The sequence below is a fragment of the Polaromonas sp. P1_E12 genome (assembly GCF_056405975.1).
On sequence record NZ_JBFUBB010000002.1, the window covers coordinates 567,057 to 583,169 of the forward strand.

The window sequence follows — 16,113 nt, forward strand, 5'->3', positions numbered from 1 at the left end:
CCGCACCATGAGCCTGATTGAAGTCAATAACCTCGGGGTTCAGTTCCAGACCCAGGACGGGCTGATCTACGCCGTCAACGGCATCAACTTTTCGCTGGAGCGCGGCCAGACCCTGGGCATCGTCGGCGAGAGCGGTTCTGGCAAGAGTCAGAGCGTGCTGGCCATGATGGGGCTGCTCGCGGGCAATGGCAAAGCCACCGGCCAGGCCTTGTACAAGGGCCAGGATCTGCTGGCCATGAAGCCGGCCGAGCTCAACAAGATACGCGGCAACCGCGTCGCGATGATCTTCCAGGACCCGATGACTTCGCTGAACCCTTACCTGACGGTAGAGCGGCAGATGACTGAAGTGCTGCAGTTCCACAAGGGCCTGGACCGGAAGTCCGCCCGCGCCAGGTCGGTGCAACTGCTCGATGCGGTCAAGATCCCGGAAGCTGCCCGCCGTATCACCATGTACCCGCACGAGTTTTCGGGCGGCATGCGCCAGCGCGTGATGATCGCCATGGCCTTGCTCTGTGAGCCCGAAGTGCTGATCGCCGACGAGCCCACCACGGCGCTGGACGTGACGGTGCAGGCGCAGATCATCGCCTTGCTGCGCGACCTGCAGCGCGACTTTGGCACCGCAATTGTCATGATCACGCACGACCTGGGCGTGGTGGCCGGTCTGTGCGATGAAGTCATGGTGCTGTACGGTGGGCGGGTGATGGAGCAGGGCAGTGCCGACAGCATTTTTTATGGTGCCTCCCATCCGTATACCGTGGGCCTTCTGGGCGCCATACCGCGCCTGGACGCGGATGAGGAAGCGCTTGTGGCCATCCCCGGTGCACCGCCCAACATGGCGCGGCTTCCCAAGGGCTGCCCGTTCAGCGAACGCTGTACGCTGGCCAGTGACCAATGCCGTGACGTGATGCCCGCGTTGCTGCCGGCCACGCACAACCCGGCGGTGCTGAGGGCTTGCCACAAATCCAGCGAGGCTGTGTCTGAACTTGCGGCCAAGGGAGCCGTCCATGCGTGATGCATCTCAACCCATTTTGTCGGTGCGCGACCTGAAAGTGCACTTCAGGATCAAAAGCGGCGCCTGGCCCTGGTCGCCCGCCCGCACCCTGAAGGCCGTGGACGGCATTTCCTTCGACATCCATGCAGGCGAAACGCTGGGCGTGGTGGGTGAGTCGGGCTGCGGAAAATCCACCTTGGCGCGTGCCGTGCTGAACCTGATTCCTGCCACCGCCGGCAACATTGTGTGGATGGGGCAGGAAATGACCGGCGCCTCCCCCCGGGCCTGGCTGGGCGTCAGGTCAGACATCCAGATGATCTTCCAGGACCCGCTGGCTTCGCTGGACCCGCGCATGACCATCGCGCAAATCATTGCCGAACCTTTGCGCACGCATCGGCCGCGCATGCCCGAGGCCGAAGTGATGCAGCGCGTTAAAACCATGATGAGCCGCGTCGGCCTGATGCCGCAGCAGATCAACCGCTACCCGCATGAATTTTCAGGCGGCCAGTGCCAGCGCATCGGCATCGCCCGGGCGCTGATCCTGGAGCCCAAGCTCATCATCTGCGACGAGCCGGTGTCGGCGCTGGATGTCTCGATCCAGGCGCAGATCATCAACCTGCTCAAGGCCCTGCAAAAGTCCATGGGCCTGGCGCTGATCTTCATCGCGCATGACCTGGCGGTTGTCAAACACATCAGCGACCGCATCCTGGTGATGTACCTGGGGCATGAAATGGAAGTGGCGAAAAAGAAAGCGTTGTATGCCGCGCCGCGCCATCCCTACACGCAGGCGTTGCTCTCGGCGATCCCGATTCCCGATCCGGCGCTGGAGCGAAAGAAGGTGATTCAGTTGCTGCAAGGCGACCTGCCGTCGCCCATGTCGCCGCCCTCGGGATGCGTGTTTCGAACGCGCTGCCCGCAGGCCATCGCGCGTTGCGCCGAAGAGGTGCCCGAGCTTCGCCGCCTGGACGACCAGACTGAAGCGGCTTGCCTGCTGGCTTGAGGGATTTTATGGCTGCGACCTAATCAGGGCGGGCGCGAGCAGCTATCAAAACTATAGCGATCTGGTTCAGGCCCGAAGAACGCAGAGGTAGGCGGCGAACACCGCGGCGAGCCACACGGTTTCTACCAGCATCAACGCCATGGGCCGCCAGCCCAGCCGCACCAGTTCCTCGAACGAGGTTTTAATGCCCAGCGCTGAAATGGCAATCACCAGGCAGACCCGGGAGACATGACCCAGTGCGTCTGTGAGTTGCTGCCTGACCAGGCCCGCACTGTTGAGCAGCACCAGCACCATGAAGCCCACCAGGAAAAAAGGCAGCAGAGGTGCGCGCTGTCCTGCACCGCCTGGCGTGCTGGCCTGCTTCCGCCAGTAGTACGCCAGCACTGCCACCACCGGCACCAGCAGCGTGACACGGAACAGCTTGACGATCACCGCCACATCGCCGGCATCATGGGAAATCATCAGGCCTGCACCCACCACTTGCGCCACGTCATGGATCGTGCCGCCCAGAAAGATGCCGGCGCTGGTTTCGTCCAGGCCCAGCACCTTGACCAGCAAGGGGTAGACCACCATTGCCAGCGTCGACAAGCCTGTTACGCCGACCACGGTGAGTAGCGTGTGGCGCTCGTTCTCCTCGGTTTTCGGCATGACGGCCGCAACCGCCAGTGCCGCCGACGCGCCGCAGATGGACACGGCTGCACCGCAGAGCAGGCCGAAGTCGGTGGCAAGGCCCAGGCGCCGCGCCAGCCAGGCGCCCAGTGCAATGGTGCTGGCAACCCCCAGCAGGGCGGTGGCCAGCGGACCGATGCCGAGCTGGCCGATTTGCGCCAGCGTGATGCGCGCGCCCAGCAGGGCTACACCGATGCGCAGCAGGGTTTTGGCGCAGAACTCAATGCCGGGTCGGCAGCGTTCGTCCTGGTGCAGGAAGTGAAAGGCCAGACCGAACAGCAGGGCGTACAGCAGTTGTGGGCCGCCGTAATGTTCAGAGACAAAGGTAGCGGCCAGCATGATGAGCAGCGGCGAGGCGATGCCCGGCCAGAGGCTGCGGGTGCGTTGGAGCCAAAGGTATGCGTTGCTGGGCATGGTGATGCAAACCGGAAGGAAAAAGGCAGGCAAGGGCCGCCGCAGAGGGCGGATGAAATCGAATGGGGGAGAGGAAAGGGGCTGGGGGTGATGCGAAGGGCAAGGGCGCAGAGGTAAAACCCTCAGGCCGCCAATGCGGCAAACCCCTGCTGCAAGTCGCTCACCAGGTCGGCCGGGTCTTCCAGCCCGATGTGCAGGCGCACGATCTGGCCGTGGCCCGACCAGTCGGTCACGCTGCGGGCACCGCGCATGTTGGTCAGCGTGACCAGGCTTTCATAGCCGCCCCACGAAGCGCCCAGGCCGAACAGCCGAAGGCCGTCGATCAGCCGCTCGGCGGCGGTCTGGTCGAAGGCGGGCTGAAGCTCGAAGGACAACAGGCCGTTGGTGCCCTTGCAGTCGCGTTGCCAGATGGCGTGGCCTGGATGGCCGGGCAGGGCCGGGCAGAACACGGTCGCCACTTCACTGCGTGTTTGCAGCCAGGCAGCCACCTTCAGGGCACCGCGTTCATGCAGGGCCAGGCGCGCGGCCATGCTGCGTGTGCCGCGCAGCACCAGGTAGGCATCGTCGGGGCTTACCGTCATGCCGAAGGCATCGCTGCGTTCGTTCAGCGCCTGCCAGGCGGCTTGCGTGGTGGCTACGGTGCCCATCATCACGTCGGAGTGGCCCGACAGGTATTTGGTGGCCGCCATGATGGACACGTCGGCGCCCAGCGCCAGCGGCCGGTACTGGTAGCCGGAGCCCCAGGTGTTGTCGGCCACCAGCAGCAGGCCGCGTGCACGGGCGATGCCGGCCAGGCGCGGCAGGTCGCACATTTCATACACCAGCGAACCCGGGCATTCGGCATAAATCATGCGCGTGCCGGCCTCGATTTTTTCTTCCACGTCGCTGCCGTCGGCCGCGAAGAAAGTGCAGCGGATGTTGTAGGGCGTGAGGAAGGACTCCACCAGCTTGCGCGCCGGTTCGTAGACGCTGTCCGACATCAGCAGGTGGTCACCGGGCTTGAGGTAGGACAACAGCGTCATCGCGATGGCGGCCAGGCCTGTGGGAAAGAGCCGGGTGCGCCAGGCGCCTTCCAGCTCGCTGACCATGTCTTCCAGTGCGTAGTTGGTCGGGTTGCCGCGCGCCCCGTAGGTGAACACGCGCTCATCGCCGCGGCGCAGGCGCATCTCGCGCTGGTGCGCTGTGTTGTCAAACAGTACGGTGCTGGCGCGCACCACGGCCGGGTTGACCGGCCGGCCTCCGTCATAGGCCGGCTGCTTGCCGGCGTGGACCAGGCGGGTCAGGGGTGACGCACTGGGTGCGGTGGCCGGTGGTGTTTTTTTGCTCATGTCGGGGCGGTTTGATGAATCCGGGGTCAGTCTAGCTTGGCGCCCGAGAGCTTGACGACGCGCGACCAGCGGGCAATGTCCGCCTTGAGCTGCGCGGCAAAAGCCGCCGACGTGTTGCCCACCACTTCGCTGCCGCCGTCGGTGATCAGCTTGCTGACTTCCGGCGACTTGAGCGAGCGCACGATGCTGTCGTGCAGGTAAGCCACGCGTTCGGGTGGCGTGCCCGCCGGTGCGAAGAAACCGTACCAGTCTTCAAAGGTCGTGTTCTTGTAGCCCAGCTCTTCCAGTGTCGGTACCTTGGTGAACACGCCGATGCGGCGCGGGCTGGTGACGGCCAGGGCGCGCATCTTGCCGTTCTGGATGAAACTGGACACCGAGGCGGTGGAAGTGATGAGCACGTCCACCTGGCCGCCCAGCAGGTCGGTGATGGCCGGCGCCGCGCCCTTGTAGGGCACGTGGGTCATGCTGATGGCGCTGTCTTTTTCCAGAACCACGCCGACGAGGTGCGAGAGTGTGCCATTGCCGGGCGTGGCATAGGTAACTCGACCGCCTGGGACTTTGGTCTGCGCGGCGAGGTCGGCAAAACTTTTCAGGGGCGAGTTGCTGGCCACTACCAGCACCAGCGGTGCGGCATTGATCTGGGTGATGGGCAGGAAGTTTTTCAGCGGGTCAAAACCCGGCGAGGCATACAGCGAGGGATTGACGGCCATCAACGAGACCTGGCCCGTGAGCACGGTGTAGCCGTCTGGCTTGGCGTCGGCCACGGCCTTGGCGCCTATGTTGCCGCCGGCGCCGCCGCGGTTGTCGACGATGGCGCTCTGTCCGGTGATGTCGGACAGTCGGCTCGTCACGAAGCGCGTCGTGGCGTCATTGCCGCCGCCGGCCGGGAACGGCGACACAAACTTGATGGCCTGGTTCGGGAAGCCGCCGACCTGCGGCATGGGTTGGGCTGAGGCGCCGCCGTGCACGGCGAGCAGGGCGCAGCACAGTGAGGCTGCGGTGAATTTCAGTTTGGCAAGCATGGGGGTTCCTGAATGAATTGGGGCAAAAGATGAAAAAAAAATGAGGCGGCGCGGGGCCAAATCGGTATTACGCGGGGTGGGTGGCCCCGGCATCAGGCAACTGGAATGCCTTCAGTTCCAGCGCGTCGAGCTGCCCGATCAGGTTCACTTCCCAGGCCAGGTACTGGCGGGCAGCTTCCTTGTTGCCGTCGTGCCGGTCATGCACGAAGAACAGGTAGTCGATGCAGTCGCTGTCGGCCGGAATGTTGTCAGTGGCCTGCAGCGCAAAGCCGGCGGCGCGCCAGGCGTCGAGGCCGCCTTCGAGCAGGCTGGCTTTCAGGCCCAACGCCTGGAGGTCAACGGCCGCGCAGGCGGCCGCAGCGGGCTCGTCGGCAACCAGCACCACCGGGCGGTGTTCACCGGCCAGCGCCTGTGCCAGGCGTGGGCGGATGGACCAGCGTGTACCCGCGATATGGTTTTGGCGAAACTGCATGCTGGGACGCAGGTCGATGGCGACCACGGTGCCATCGGCCAGCCCGGCCGACAGGGCCTGCGCGGTGGTGGCGGGCAGCGCGGGCAGGGCCACGGGCGCCGTGGCGGGCAGCGCCAGGCCACTGGCCAGGCCCTGGTCCAGCACGCTGGCGTCGTGGCCCAGCTGGCGCAGCCAGCTGGCGACCGTCAGCGCGCGTATGCCGTCCGTATCAAACAGCACCAGCCGCGCCTGGCGCACGCCCACATACTGGTCGGTGGCCTGGATCAGCTGGCCGCCCGGCGTGTGCTGCGCGCCGGGCAGGCTGCCGCGTGCAAATTCTTCGGGGCTGCGGACATCGCACAAAAAGAGCGTGCGCTGCGCGTCGCCGGCCCAGCCGCGTACAGTCTGTGCGTTGACGACAGGGACATCGAAACGCTTTGCCAGCGCCTGGGCTGCCGCGCGCATGCCCGCGGGCTCTGTGGGCTGGGCCGAGTCCTTGTAGCGGCGCGTGCCGCCGTGCTCGAGTTTGAAGTCTGCCAGGTACCAGCCCTGGGTACCGTTTTCCAGCGCCGATACGGGGTTGCGCAAGCCGAGGTTGATCAGCGTTTGCGCGCCGATGATACTGCGCGTGCGGCCTGCGCAGTTGATCACGATGTGCGTGCTTTCGCTGGGGACCAGGTCGCGGATGCGCAGGGCCAGCTCGCCGTTCGGGCAACTGATCGCCGTCGGGATGTTCATCTTGCGGAACTCCGAAAACGGCCGACCGTCGAGCACCACCACGTCGTCTTGCCGCTCCAGCATGGCTGCAAGTTCAGTCGCACTGACGCGGGGCGTGTGATAGACCTGCTCGGCCAGTTCGCCGAAAGTTTTGGACGGCACGTTGACGCCGGCAAACAACGGGAAGCCAGCGACTTGCCAGCCGGCTGTGCCGCCCTGCAGCACCTGCACATCGCTGTAGCCGAGTGCACTGAAGCGGCGCGCGGCCAAAGGCGCTGCGCCGCTGCCGTCGTCGTCATACACCACCAGCCGCACACTGCGGCGCGGCGCCAGGCGCGGTGCGTCCAGCTCAAGCCGGCTGTAGGGCAGAGGGATGCCGTAAAACAAATGCGACTGGCCGTACTGGCCGTGCTCGCGCACATCAAACAGGGCGATTTCCGCGCCGTCGTGCAGCCAGGCTTTCAGCGTGGCCGCGTCTACAAAACGTGTCATGGGATAGGGGGCGTGTAGGTTCGGAAATTCAGGGAAGGGGGTAAGGGCGCGCGGGTGTTCAGCGGCGCGTCTGCACGCCGATGCCCATGGTTTCGTACGTACCTTTTTCCAGGTCGTAGCCGGTGCGCGTGTTCAGCGTTTCAAGCGCGCGGCCATACATGTGCAAGTGGCGTATCACCTGGCCGGCCGGAATCTCCACCGAATGGATGTCTTCGGGCATCAGGGCGATGCCCGTGCCGGGCTCGACCACGACGGAGTTGACCTCTTTGAGCTGCGCCTTGCCCGGCACTGAGCCATCGTCCTGGCGTTCGTACACGCGGTTGATCTCGGAGCCTTCCACGGCACTGATGCAGGCCCAGGTCGTATGGTTGTGCGGCACGATGCGTTTGCCGGGACGCATCACGTTGAGGTAAAGCGCGAAGCTCTGGTCGGCGTCTTCAGCGATCAGGTAGCGCGCCTGCAGTTCGGGGCTTTCGGGCGCAGCGAAATCCGTAGCGTTCCACAGCTCCTTCTGGCCGGCCAGCTGGTTCAGGACCGCGAGCACTTTGGCCAGCGACTGGCGATTTGCTTCGCCGCTCCCAACAATAATCTTAATGTTTTGAATGGCGGCGCCAACTACCTGGTTGCGCTCGGCTGCTGCGGTCATGGGCATCTTCCTGAGTGAGGTTTTGGGTTTACTTGGCCTAATATAGTCAACTCGTATTTCTGAAACAACTCAGAAATAGAGATAAATACATTAGCATTTGTAATAAGTAGATATTTGCAAAACGCCTGGAAATGAAAACCCTTGATCTGGAATTGCTGCGAGCGCTGGTGGCCATCGACGAGCAGGACAGCTTTGCCAGCGCCGCCGTGCAGCTGGGCAAAACACAGTCGGCGGTGACGCAGCAAATGCAGCGGCTGGAAGACCAGATCGGCCACCCGCTGTTTGAAAAGCATGGGCGCCAGAAGCGCCTGACGCCGCATGGGTTAAAGCTGCTCGGTTATGCGCGCCACCTGCTGGCCATCAATGACGATGCCTTGCGCAGCCTGCAGCAAGGCAACCTGGAGGGTGTACTGCGCATAGGCGCGCCGCACGACGTGGCCGACACCATGCTGCCGACGCTGCTGGCACAGGTGGCGCGTGCTTCGCCGCTGTTGCAGCTAGACATCCATGTGGGGCGCAGCCCTTTCCTGATGGAATCTCTCAAGCGCGGCGAGATCGACATGACTATCTCCAACCGCAACGACCCGGCACTCGACGGCGTGGTGCTGCGTACCTCACCCACGGTATGGTTGTGCTCAGCCAGCTACGTACATGACCGCGCCAAGCCGGTGCCGCTGATCCTGGTGGAGGGCCCCAGCGTATTTCACAGGCTGGCACGCGAGGCGCTGGACGCTGCCGGAATTCCCTGGTCGCCGAGCTATACCGCTTCCAGCCTGATCGGCATCAAGGCTGCACTGCGTGCGGGTTTGGGCGTGACTGCGCGCGGCATCGAGATGGCGGGCAGCGACCTGCGCGTGCTGGGCGAAAACGATGGACTGCCGCGCTTGCCTGAGCTTGATTACTACCTGTTCGTTCGAAAGAATGTCATTAACCCGGTGACACGCAAGGTGTTCGAGATGCTGAAATCCAACCTCGGTTTGATTCGCAGCGCGGCGGACCCGGCTATCCCTGCCGCGCGTGCTGATCGGGAAATTTAAGCAGCGTCGGGAAAAATAAACGGCCAGAATTCCGGCGGAAAACGTATCCACGATGCACTGCAGACTTTTTAATTACTTTGCTAAAAATAATCGCGTGTGAATTTTCGGTGTCGCGAGATCACAAAAAATAAACGCGCGAAAAACGTTGGACGCGAGCCACATGTAGCGGTTGTATCTGCGTGGTAACACGGTGCATGCGTCATCCGCGGTGTACGCTCGCCGGACGCTGACGATGCCCACGAGGAGGTGGGGTTGTCTCGCGTATCCGATCAATGCAAGGAGAGCTCATGTCAGTTTCAACATTCCCCATCAAGCGGCGCACGCTGCTTGCTGGTTCCGCAGCCACCCTGGCGCTTGGCGCTGCGCCCGCATGGGCTGCCTACCCCGACAAGCCCATCAAGATCATCGTTCCCTGGGCAACGGGCGGTAGCACCGATGCCATTACCCGCGTGCTGGCACAGCGGCTGAGCGAAGGGCTGAAGCAACCCGTGATCGTCGACAACAAGCCGGGTGGCGCGGGCCACGTCGGAATTGACCAGGCTGCCAAGTCGGCACCCGATGGCTATACGCTGGCGATCGTGGAGTTGTCGCACGTGTACGCGCCCGCAGTTGTTGCCAACCTGCCTTACGACATGCTGCGCGACTTCACGCCGATCACGCTGGTGGGTACATCGCCCATGGTGCTGTTTACCGGCATGGGTCCCGAAAACAGCGACTTCAAGACTTTCCTGAAAACTTCTTCGACCGCCAAGGGCGGGCCTCCTGCCATGGCGAACAGCGGCACAGGGTCTATCAGCCACCTGGTGGGCGAGCTGTTTTCCCAAGAGACCAAAATCAAGTTCAACATGGTGCCTTACCGCGGCGGCGCGCCGGCGATGGTTGACCTGGCTGCCGGCCAGGTGTCCTCTTACTTCGCCACGCTGGCGACCGGCTCCAGTCTCATGGCCGCCGGAAAGGTCAAGGCGCTGGCGGTGACGGGCCGCAAGCGTTCGGACGTCCCCATCCTGCGCTCCTTGCCGACGATGACTGAGCTCGGCTTGAAGAACATGGATGTGGCGCAGTGGTGGGCGCTTGTTGCGCCAGCGACCACGCCGCTTGAAGTCACCGAGCGGCTTCGCCTCGAACTCCTGAGTGCGATGTCGGATTTCAAGGTGGTGGAACGTATGTCTGCTTTGGGCGTGGAAATGAAAGGTACTTCACGCGACCAGTTGCGTGGATTCCTTCGGGCGGAGTCGGAGCGCTGGCGCACCCTGGCGCGTAACGTGGGACTGAAGCCGCAATAACTTCAGTTGCTTCAACGGATTCGGCTCATCACTGAGTCGATGAGTACCAGCGCCGGCGAGTCCAGCCGGCGCTGTGGTGCTATAGCTGCAGGCCCAGCCAGCGTCGTGCGGCTGCGTTCAGCGACTCCTGCAGACCCGTTGTCAGCAAAGTGATGTGGCCGGGTGCGTCGCCTTGCCGCAACTGCCCGGCGGCTTCGAGCAAACGGCGGGTCTGCCGCGCGACCGGCTCGCCGGTCTCGATCAGGCGGACGTCGGTGCCCACCATTTTCTGCAGTGTGTCCCACGCGAAGGCGTAATGCGTGCAGCCCAGCACCAGAGTATCGACCTGCCCGGCTTGGCCGCCGAAGGGGCCGATCGCTTGCGTGTATCCACGGCATAAAGCACTGATCTGCGCAACATCATGGTTCTGGATCGCATCGGCCAGCCCGTCGCACGGCTGCAGGATGAACTCGGCCTGGCCTTTCAGCGAATCGTGCAGGGCGCGCAGCTTGGCGCTTGCCACCGTGCCGCGCGTCGCCATGACGCCGATGCGGCCTGTCCTGCTCAACGCGACGGCCGGTTTGAGTGCCGGCTCGACGCCGACCAGCGGCAAGTCCGGGTGCTCGGTTCGTACGAGGTGAACGGCGGCCGCCGTCGCGGTATTGCACGCGATTACCAGTGCCTTAATCGCATGCTCTTCGCGCAATTTGCGCACGACGGCGCGCGTGCGCTCAATGACAAAAGCGTCGCCGCGCTCGCCATAAGGCGCGAAGCCCGCGTCGGCCAGGTAGACGAAGGACTCTGCGGGCAATTGGGCCCGCAACGCCTTGAAGACGCTAAGGCCGCCCACGCCGCTGTCGAACACGCCGACCGGCCGGTCGGCGCCGGCATGGCCTTCGCTCACGCGGCTGCGACGGGAATGTTTTTGAACTCGCCGGTGGCGATTTTCTTTTGCCACTCGGCTGGGCCGGTGATGTGCGCGCTGGTGCCGCCCGCATCCACCGCCACGGTCACCGGCATGTCAACCACGTCGAACTCATAGATCGCTTCCATGCCCAGGTCGGCAAAGCCCACGACCTTGGCTGTCTTGATGGCCTTGCTGACCAGGTAGGCGGCGCCGCCGACGGCCATCAGGTAAGCGCTCTTGTGCTTCTTGATGGCTTCGATGGCAACCGGGCCGCGCTCGGACTTGCCGATCATCGAGATCAGGCCGGTCTCAGCCAGCATCATTTCAGTGAAACCGTCCATGCGGGTGGCGGTGGTCGGGCCGGCAGGTCCTACGGCTTCATCACGCACCGGATCAACCGGGCCGACGTAATAGATGACGCGGTTGGTGAAATCAACCGGCAGCTTTTCGCCCTTGCCCAGCATGTCCTGGATACGCTTGTGCGCTGCGTCACGGCCGGTCAGCATCTTGCCGTTGAGCAGCAGGGTCTGGCCGGGCTTCCAGCTGGCAACTTCTTCTTTGGTCAGCGTATTGAGATCGACCTTCTTGCTCTTCTTGTAGTCGGGCGTCCAGTTCACGTTGGGCCAGAGGTCCAGTGAAGGCGGGTCCAGATAGACCGGGCCGCTGCCGTCCATCACGAAGTGCGCGTGGCGTGTGGCAGCGCAGTTGGGAATCATCGCGACGGGCTTGCTGGCGGCGTGCGTCGGGTACATCTTGATCTTGATGTCCAGCACGGTGGTCAGGCCGCCCAGGCCCTGCGCGCCTATGCCCAGCGCGTTGACCTTCTCAAACAGTTCAAGGCGCAGCTCTTCGGTCTTGGTCATCTTGGCGCCCGAAGACGATTTGGCTTGCAGCTCATACATGTCCAGGTCGTCCATCAGGCTTTCCTTGGCCATCAGCACGGCTTTTTCGGCGGTGCCGCCAATGCCGATGCCCAGCATGCCGGGCGGGCACCAGCCGGCGCCCATGGTGGGCACGGTTTTGAGCACCCAGTCGACCACCGAATCGCCGGGGTTGAGCATGACCATCTTGCTTTTGTTTTCGCTGCCGCCGCCTTTGGCCGCCACGGTCACGTCGATCTTGTTGCCGGGCACCAGCTCGGTGAAGATCACGGCCGGTGTGTTGTCCTTGGTGTTCTTGCGGTCGAACTGCGGGTCGGCCACCACCGAGGCGCGCAGGGTGTTGTCAGGGTGGTTGTAGCCGCGCCGCACGCCTTCGTTGATGGCGTCGTCCAGGCTGCCGGTAAAGCCTTCCCAGCGAACGTCCATGCCGACTTTAAGGAACACGTTGACGATGCCGGTGTCCTGGCAGATCGGGCGCTGGCCGGTCGCGCTCATCTTGCTGTTGGTGAGGATCTGTGCAATCGCATCCCTGGCGGCCGGGCTTTGCTCGCGCTCATAGGCTCGCGCCAGGTGGGCGATGTAGTCGGTGGGGTGGTAGTAGCTGATGTACTGCAGGGCAGCGGCTACGGATTCGATGAGGTCGGCTTGCTTGATCGTGGTCATGGTGGGTCGTCGTTATGAGGGCGTTTCGGGGAAATTTCGGGCAAACCCCGCAATTATCCGCCCTTGGCGGGCAACTCGGGCATGTCGGGCGAGAGGATCCAAAACCCTTCAGATGAGAATCTTTCTCGTCTGCAGTCATACTAGGACTCTTAACCATCTTTTTTGACGCGCAGGATATTTCCATGACGACAAGCAGCACGCGCACGGAGCGCGATACCTTTGGCCCTATCGAGGTGCCGGCCAACAAACTCTGGGGTGCGCAGACGCAGCGCTCGTTGCAGAATTTCGACATCTCGGGCGAGCAGCAGCCACGTGAAATCATCAAGGCGCTGGCGCAGGTCAAGCGCTCATCGGCCAGGGTCAACCATGCGTTGGGCCTTCAGGACGAGAAAAAAACCAAAGCCATCGTGGCCGCAGCCGACGAGGTGATCGCGGGCGGGCATGCGGACGAATTCCCCCTGGTGGTATGGCAGACGGGCTCCGGCACGCAGACCAACATGAATGTCAATGAAGTGCTGGCCAACCGCGCCAGCGAAATTCTGGGCGGCGAGCGCGGCGAGGGCCGCCTGGTGCACCCCAATGACGATGTCAACCGCAGCCAGTCGTCCAACGATGTGTTTCCTACCGCCATGCATGTTGCCGCTGTAGAGGCCATGACCCACAAGCTCCTGCCAGCGATTGCGAAGTTGCGCGCGACGCTGGCGCAAAAAGCCAAAGACTTCGACAGCATCGTGAAGATTGGACGTACCCATCTGCAGGATGCGACACCACTCACCCTGGGCCAGGAGTTCTCGGGTTATGTCGCGCAGCTTGACCACGGCGAAAAGCATGTGCGTGCCGCCTTGCCGCACCTGTATGAACTGGCGCTCGGCGGTACTGCCGTTGGTACGGGGCTGAATGCACCGAAGGGGTATGCGGAGCAAGTGGCGGCCGAACTGGCCACGCTGACAGGCCTGCCTTTTGTGACCGCACCCAACAAGTTCGAAGCGCTGGCCTCGGTCGACGGCCTGGTGCATGCGCACGGCGCCCTCAAAACACTGGCAGCCAGCATGATGAAGATTGCCAACGACGTGCGCTGGCTGGCCAGCGGCCCGCGCAGCGGCATCGGCGAGCTCAGCATTCCCGAGAACGAACCTGGCTCGTCCATCATGCCGGGCAAGGTCAACCCGACGCAGAGCGAAGCCGTGACCATGTTGGCGGCGCAGGTGTTCGGCAACGACGTGGCCATCAACTTCGGCGGTGCCTCGGGCAACTTCGAGCTCAATGTGTTCCGGCCCATGGTGGCGCACAACTTTTTGCAAAGCGTGCGCCTGCTGGCCGATGGCATGGTGAGCTTTAACGACCACTGCGCCGTCGGCATTGAGCCGAATCGCGAACGCATCGCCGAGCTGGTTGACCGCTCGCTGATGCTGGTGACGGCACTGAACACGCACATCGGCTATGACAAGGCCGCCTTCATCGCCAAAAAGGCGCACAAGGAAGGCAGCAGCCTGCGCGATGCGGCGCTGGCCTCGGGCCATGTCACGGGCGAGCAGTTTGATGCCTGGGTGCGGCCTCAAAACATGGTGGGCTGACGCCGGCCGCAACCCGGTTCGGCGGTGGTTGGCTGAGGGTTTGAAGAGGCCAAGGGTTTACCCTATGATTGCTTCTGTAGATGCTCACGCAACAAAGGAAACTCATGACCGCTTTCGCCCTGTATCTGAAAATTGCCCAACCCGCCGTCAGGGCGCGCGCACGCCTTATGCTGCGTGAGTTGCTTGCTGCTACGCCTCTGCATATTTTTATCAGCGCGCTGCGGCCCCGCTAATTGTTGCCGGGCGGTTTGCGCCGCCATCGATAGACCGCGTGACGCGGTTGCTTTTCTCTCTCTCGTTTTTTTTCAGTGCCTCCCAGGCCCGGTGCAACGCCGGGCGTTTGCTGACCCTCGAATTGCGTGTTCAGGCTCAGCTCGGCCATTACCCGCACACCCTCATCTTGTGAATTGAATCCGTCGCAGAAACCGGGGGGTAACGCTGCATGATTCTTTCAATCAGCTTTCGTTTTTTTCGCGTTGCGTAAAGTTTTTTCCAAACTTGATCGCGATCAAGCGGGCTTCGAAATGCGCGCTCTCACAATCCGCCCACAACAACAGCATCAGCGATTGCAAACGCAATTTCCACGGCATACAACGACAGGAGACTTTCATGACACACGCCAATACGGCCACCCCCGCGCCATCGAACGCTCATCGCTGGATACAGCTTCTCTTGGGCATCGTCTGCATGGCGATGATTGCCAACCTGCAATATGGCTGGACCCTTTTTGTCAATCCGATTGCCGACAAGTACGGCTGGAGCAAGGCCGCCATCCAGGTTGCTTTCACGATTTTTGTGTTGACTGAAACCTGGCTCGTGCCGATTGAAGGCTATCTCGTCGACCGTTTCGGGCCACGTCCGGTGGTCATGGTCGGCGGCATTCTTTGCGGCGTGGGCTGGGTTATTAATTCCTTTGCCGATTCACTGATGCTGCTCTACATCGCTGCTGCGATCAGTGGCGTTGGCGCGGGTGCGGTGTACGGTACCTGTGTCGGCAATGCCTTGAAGTGGTTTCCGGATCGCCGAGGCCTGGCTGCGGGTCTCACGGCTGCAGGTTTTGGCGCGGGCTCCGCGCTCACTATTCTTCCGATCTCGGCCATGATCAAGGGCAGCGGCTACCAGTCTGCCTTCCTGTACTTCGGGATCATTCAGGGCGTGATCGTATTTGTCGTGTCGTTCCTGTTGACGCGGGCACCGGCGAACCTGGCCAAGAGCGGCTCGATCTCCACGATCAATGTGCAGCAGAGCCGGCGCGACTACACACCGTCCGAAGTCCTGCGTTCACCGGTGTTCTGGGTGATGTACGTCATGTTCGTGATGGTGGCGGCCGGCGGGCTGATGGCTACGGCCCAGCTCGGACCTATCGCCAAGGATTTCAACGTCGGCGACGTGCCCGTCAGCATCATGGGTCTGGCGCTGCCGGCGCTCACATTTGCCCTGGCCATTGACCGCGTGCTTAACGGGCTCACCCGTCCGTTCTTTGGTTGGGTGTCGGACCAGATCGGCCGTGAAAAAACGATGCTGATCGCCTTTGGCATCGAGTCGGTGGGCATCCTGGCTCTCTACCAGTTTGGCCACAACCCGGTTGCCTTCGTGGTACTGACGGGCATGGTGTTCTTCGCCTGGGGCGAGATCTACAGTCTCTTTCCATCAACCTGCGCCGATACCTTTGGCTCCAAGTACGCCGCATCCAACGCCGGCCTGCTGTACACCGCCAAGGGCACGGCGTCGCTGCTGGTTCCGCTGTCCAGCGTGCTCACGGCGATGACGGGCAACTGGCACGCCGTGTTCATTGTCGGCAGCGTCATGAACGCGATTGCTGCCCTGATGGCGTGGTATGTGCTGCGCCCGATGCGGCGCGCCGAGATGGAAAAGGCTGTGCTGCCGGCGGCCGCCTCCGGCAAGGCTGCCAGCTTCGGTCATCTTCCGCAGTCCGCGCAATAAATAGAGTAGAGGTCAGGGCTTGCGGTCCGATGCCTTCAGTGGCGCTTGGCCGCAATGGCTGACATCACGGCTGAGCCATGAGCTGCGGCCTCCGCTGTGTGGGAGTACCTGCCTG

General features: G+C 62.9%; 14 protein-coding genes. 7 read left to right on the top strand and 7 right to left on the bottom strand.

What is annotated here, in order from left to right:
• Positions 1-7: 7 nt before the first annotated feature.
• Both AC1D13_RS08500 and oppF read left to right on the top strand, forming a co-directional pair.
• On the top strand, positions 8-1,012 hold the full coding sequence (locus tag AC1D13_RS08500) for an oligopeptide/dipeptide ABC transporter ATP-binding protein (protein WP_477665741.1): 1,005 nt from the start codon (positions 8-10) through the stop codon (positions 1,010-1,012).
• Positions 1,005-1,991, top strand: a complete 987-nt coding sequence (gene oppF, locus AC1D13_RS08505; protein WP_457280310.1) for a murein tripeptide/oligopeptide ABC transporter ATP binding protein OppF — start codon at positions 1,005-1,007, stop codon at positions 1,989-1,991. The genes AC1D13_RS08500 and oppF overlap by 8 nt, the downstream gene beginning before the upstream one ends.
• 66 nt (positions 1,992-2,057) lie before the next feature.
• On the opposite strand, the gene AC1D13_RS08510 is transcribed toward oppF, so the two are convergent.
• The 5 genes from AC1D13_RS08510 to AC1D13_RS08530 all read right to left on the bottom strand — a co-directional run bounded on the left by AC1D13_RS08510 (position 2,058) and on the right by AC1D13_RS08530 (position 7,730).
• Positions 2,058-3,074, bottom strand: a complete 1,017-nt coding sequence (locus AC1D13_RS08510) for a YeiH family protein (RefSeq protein WP_457280311.1) — start codon at positions 3,072-3,074, stop codon at positions 2,058-2,060.
• A gap of 122 nt (positions 3,075-3,196) precedes the next feature.
• On the bottom strand, positions 3,197-4,402 hold the full coding sequence (metC, locus tag AC1D13_RS08515) for a cystathionine beta-lyase (RefSeq protein WP_457280312.1): 1,206 nt from the start codon (positions 4,400-4,402) through the stop codon (positions 3,197-3,199).
• 26 nt (positions 4,403-4,428) lie between these two features.
• Positions 4,429-5,424, bottom strand: a complete 996-nt coding sequence (locus AC1D13_RS08520) for a Bug family tripartite tricarboxylate transporter substrate binding protein (protein WP_477689357.1) — start codon at positions 5,422-5,424, stop codon at positions 4,429-4,431.
• 67 nt (positions 5,425-5,491) lie between these two features.
• Positions 5,492-7,084, bottom strand: coding sequence for a rhodanese-like domain-containing protein (locus tag AC1D13_RS08525; RefSeq protein WP_477689358.1), 1,593 nt, complete (start codon positions 7,082-7,084; stop codon positions 5,492-5,494).
• 58 nt (positions 7,085-7,142) lie between these two features.
• On the bottom strand, positions 7,143-7,730 hold the full coding sequence (locus tag AC1D13_RS08530; protein WP_457280315.1) for a cysteine dioxygenase family protein: 588 nt from the start codon (positions 7,728-7,730) through the stop codon (positions 7,143-7,145).
• A gap of 131 nt (positions 7,731-7,861) precedes the next feature.
• Between AC1D13_RS08530 and AC1D13_RS08535 the strand changes: the two genes are divergently transcribed.
• The gene (locus AC1D13_RS08535) at positions 7,862-8,767 is read left to right on the top strand and encodes a LysR substrate-binding domain-containing protein (RefSeq protein ID WP_457280316.1); all 906 of its coding nucleotides are present in this window, start codon (positions 7,862-7,864) and stop codon (positions 8,765-8,767) included.
• A 287-nt stretch (positions 8,768-9,054) separates the two neighbouring features.
• Entirely contained in the window at positions 9,055-10,050 is a 996-nt protein-coding gene (locus AC1D13_RS08540; protein ID WP_477689359.1) for a Bug family tripartite tricarboxylate transporter substrate binding protein, read from the top strand.
• A 79-nt stretch (positions 10,051-10,129) separates the two neighbouring features.
• Here the strand turns inward: AC1D13_RS08540 and murI are convergent, their stop codons facing one another.
• Together murI and AC1D13_RS08550 are read right to left on the bottom strand one after the other, a co-directional pair.
• The gene (gene murI / locus AC1D13_RS08545) at positions 10,130-10,933 is read right to left on the bottom strand and encodes a glutamate racemase (RefSeq protein WP_477689360.1); all 804 of its coding nucleotides are present in this window, start codon (positions 10,931-10,933) and stop codon (positions 10,130-10,132) included.
• A complete protein-coding gene (locus AC1D13_RS08550; RefSeq protein ID WP_477665742.1) occupies positions 10,930-12,480 on the bottom strand; it encodes a fumarate hydratase in 1,551 nt (516 codons plus the stop codon). The genes murI and AC1D13_RS08550 overlap by 4 nt, the downstream gene beginning before the upstream one ends.
• Before the next feature lie 182 nt (positions 12,481-12,662).
• Here AC1D13_RS08550 and fumC point away from each other — a divergent pair, with 182 nt between their 5' ends.
• The 3 genes from fumC to oxlT all read left to right on the top strand — a co-directional run bounded on the left by fumC (position 12,663) and on the right by oxlT (position 15,998).
• Positions 12,663-14,054, top strand: a complete 1,392-nt coding sequence (gene fumC / locus AC1D13_RS08555; protein WP_457280320.1) for a class II fumarate hydratase — start codon at positions 12,663-12,665, stop codon at positions 14,052-14,054.
• 104 nt (positions 14,055-14,158) lie between these two features.
• Positions 14,159-14,287, top strand: a complete 129-nt coding sequence (locus AC1D13_RS08560; protein WP_477689361.1) for a hypothetical protein — start codon at positions 14,159-14,161, stop codon at positions 14,285-14,287.
• 376 nt (positions 14,288-14,663) lie between these two features.
• Positions 14,664-15,998 (top strand): oxalate/formate MFS antiporter, encoded by a 1,335-nt coding sequence (gene oxlT, locus AC1D13_RS08565; protein WP_457280322.1) that lies wholly within the window; start codon positions 14,664-14,666, stop codon positions 15,996-15,998.
• Positions 15,999-16,113 lie beyond the last annotated feature (115 nt).

Bases quoted from the DNA above. Each gene is read 5' to 3' on its own strand.
- AC1D13_RS08520 (WP_477689357.1), bottom strand. From the start codon at position 5,424: ATGCTTGCCAAACTGAAATTCACCGCAGCCTCACTGTGCTGCGCCCTG.
- AC1D13_RS08535 (WP_457280316.1), top strand. From the start codon at position 7,862: ATGAAAACCCTTGATCTGGAATTGCTGCGAGCGCTGGTGGCCATCGAC.
- AC1D13_RS08525 (WP_477689358.1), bottom strand. From the start codon at position 7,084: ATGACACGTTTTGTAGACGCGGCCACGCTGAAAGCCTGGCTGCACGAC.
- fumC (WP_457280320.1), top strand. From the start codon at position 12,663: ATGACGACAAGCAGCACGCGCACGGAGCGCGATACCTTTGGCCCTATC.
- AC1D13_RS08500 (WP_477665741.1), top strand. From the start codon at position 8: ATGAGCCTGATTGAAGTCAATAACCTCGGGGTTCAGTTCCAGACCCAG.
- AC1D13_RS08550 (WP_477665742.1), bottom strand. From the start codon at position 12,480: ATGACCACGATCAAGCAAGCCGACCTCATCGAATCCGTAGCCGCTGCC.
- AC1D13_RS08510 (WP_457280311.1), bottom strand. From the start codon at position 3,074: ATGCCCAGCAACGCATACCTTTGGCTCCAACGCACCCGCAGCCTCTGG.
- AC1D13_RS08540 (WP_477689359.1), top strand. From the start codon at position 9,055: ATGTCAGTTTCAACATTCCCCATCAAGCGGCGCACGCTGCTTGCTGGT.
- oxlT (WP_457280322.1), top strand. From the start codon at position 14,664: ATGACACACGCCAATACGGCCACCCCCGCGCCATCGAACGCTCATCGC.
- metC (WP_457280312.1), bottom strand. From the start codon at position 4,402: ATGAGCAAAAAAACACCACCGGCCACCGCACCCAGTGCGTCACCCCTG.
- oppF (WP_457280310.1), top strand. From the start codon at position 1,005: ATGCGTGATGCATCTCAACCCATTTTGTCGGTGCGCGACCTGAAAGTG.
- AC1D13_RS08530 (WP_457280315.1), bottom strand. From the start codon at position 7,730: ATGACCGCAGCAGCCGAGCGCAACCAGGTAGTTGGCGCCGCCATTCAA.
- AC1D13_RS08560 (WP_477689361.1), top strand. From the start codon at position 14,159: ATGACCGCTTTCGCCCTGTATCTGAAAATTGCCCAACCCGCCGTCAGG.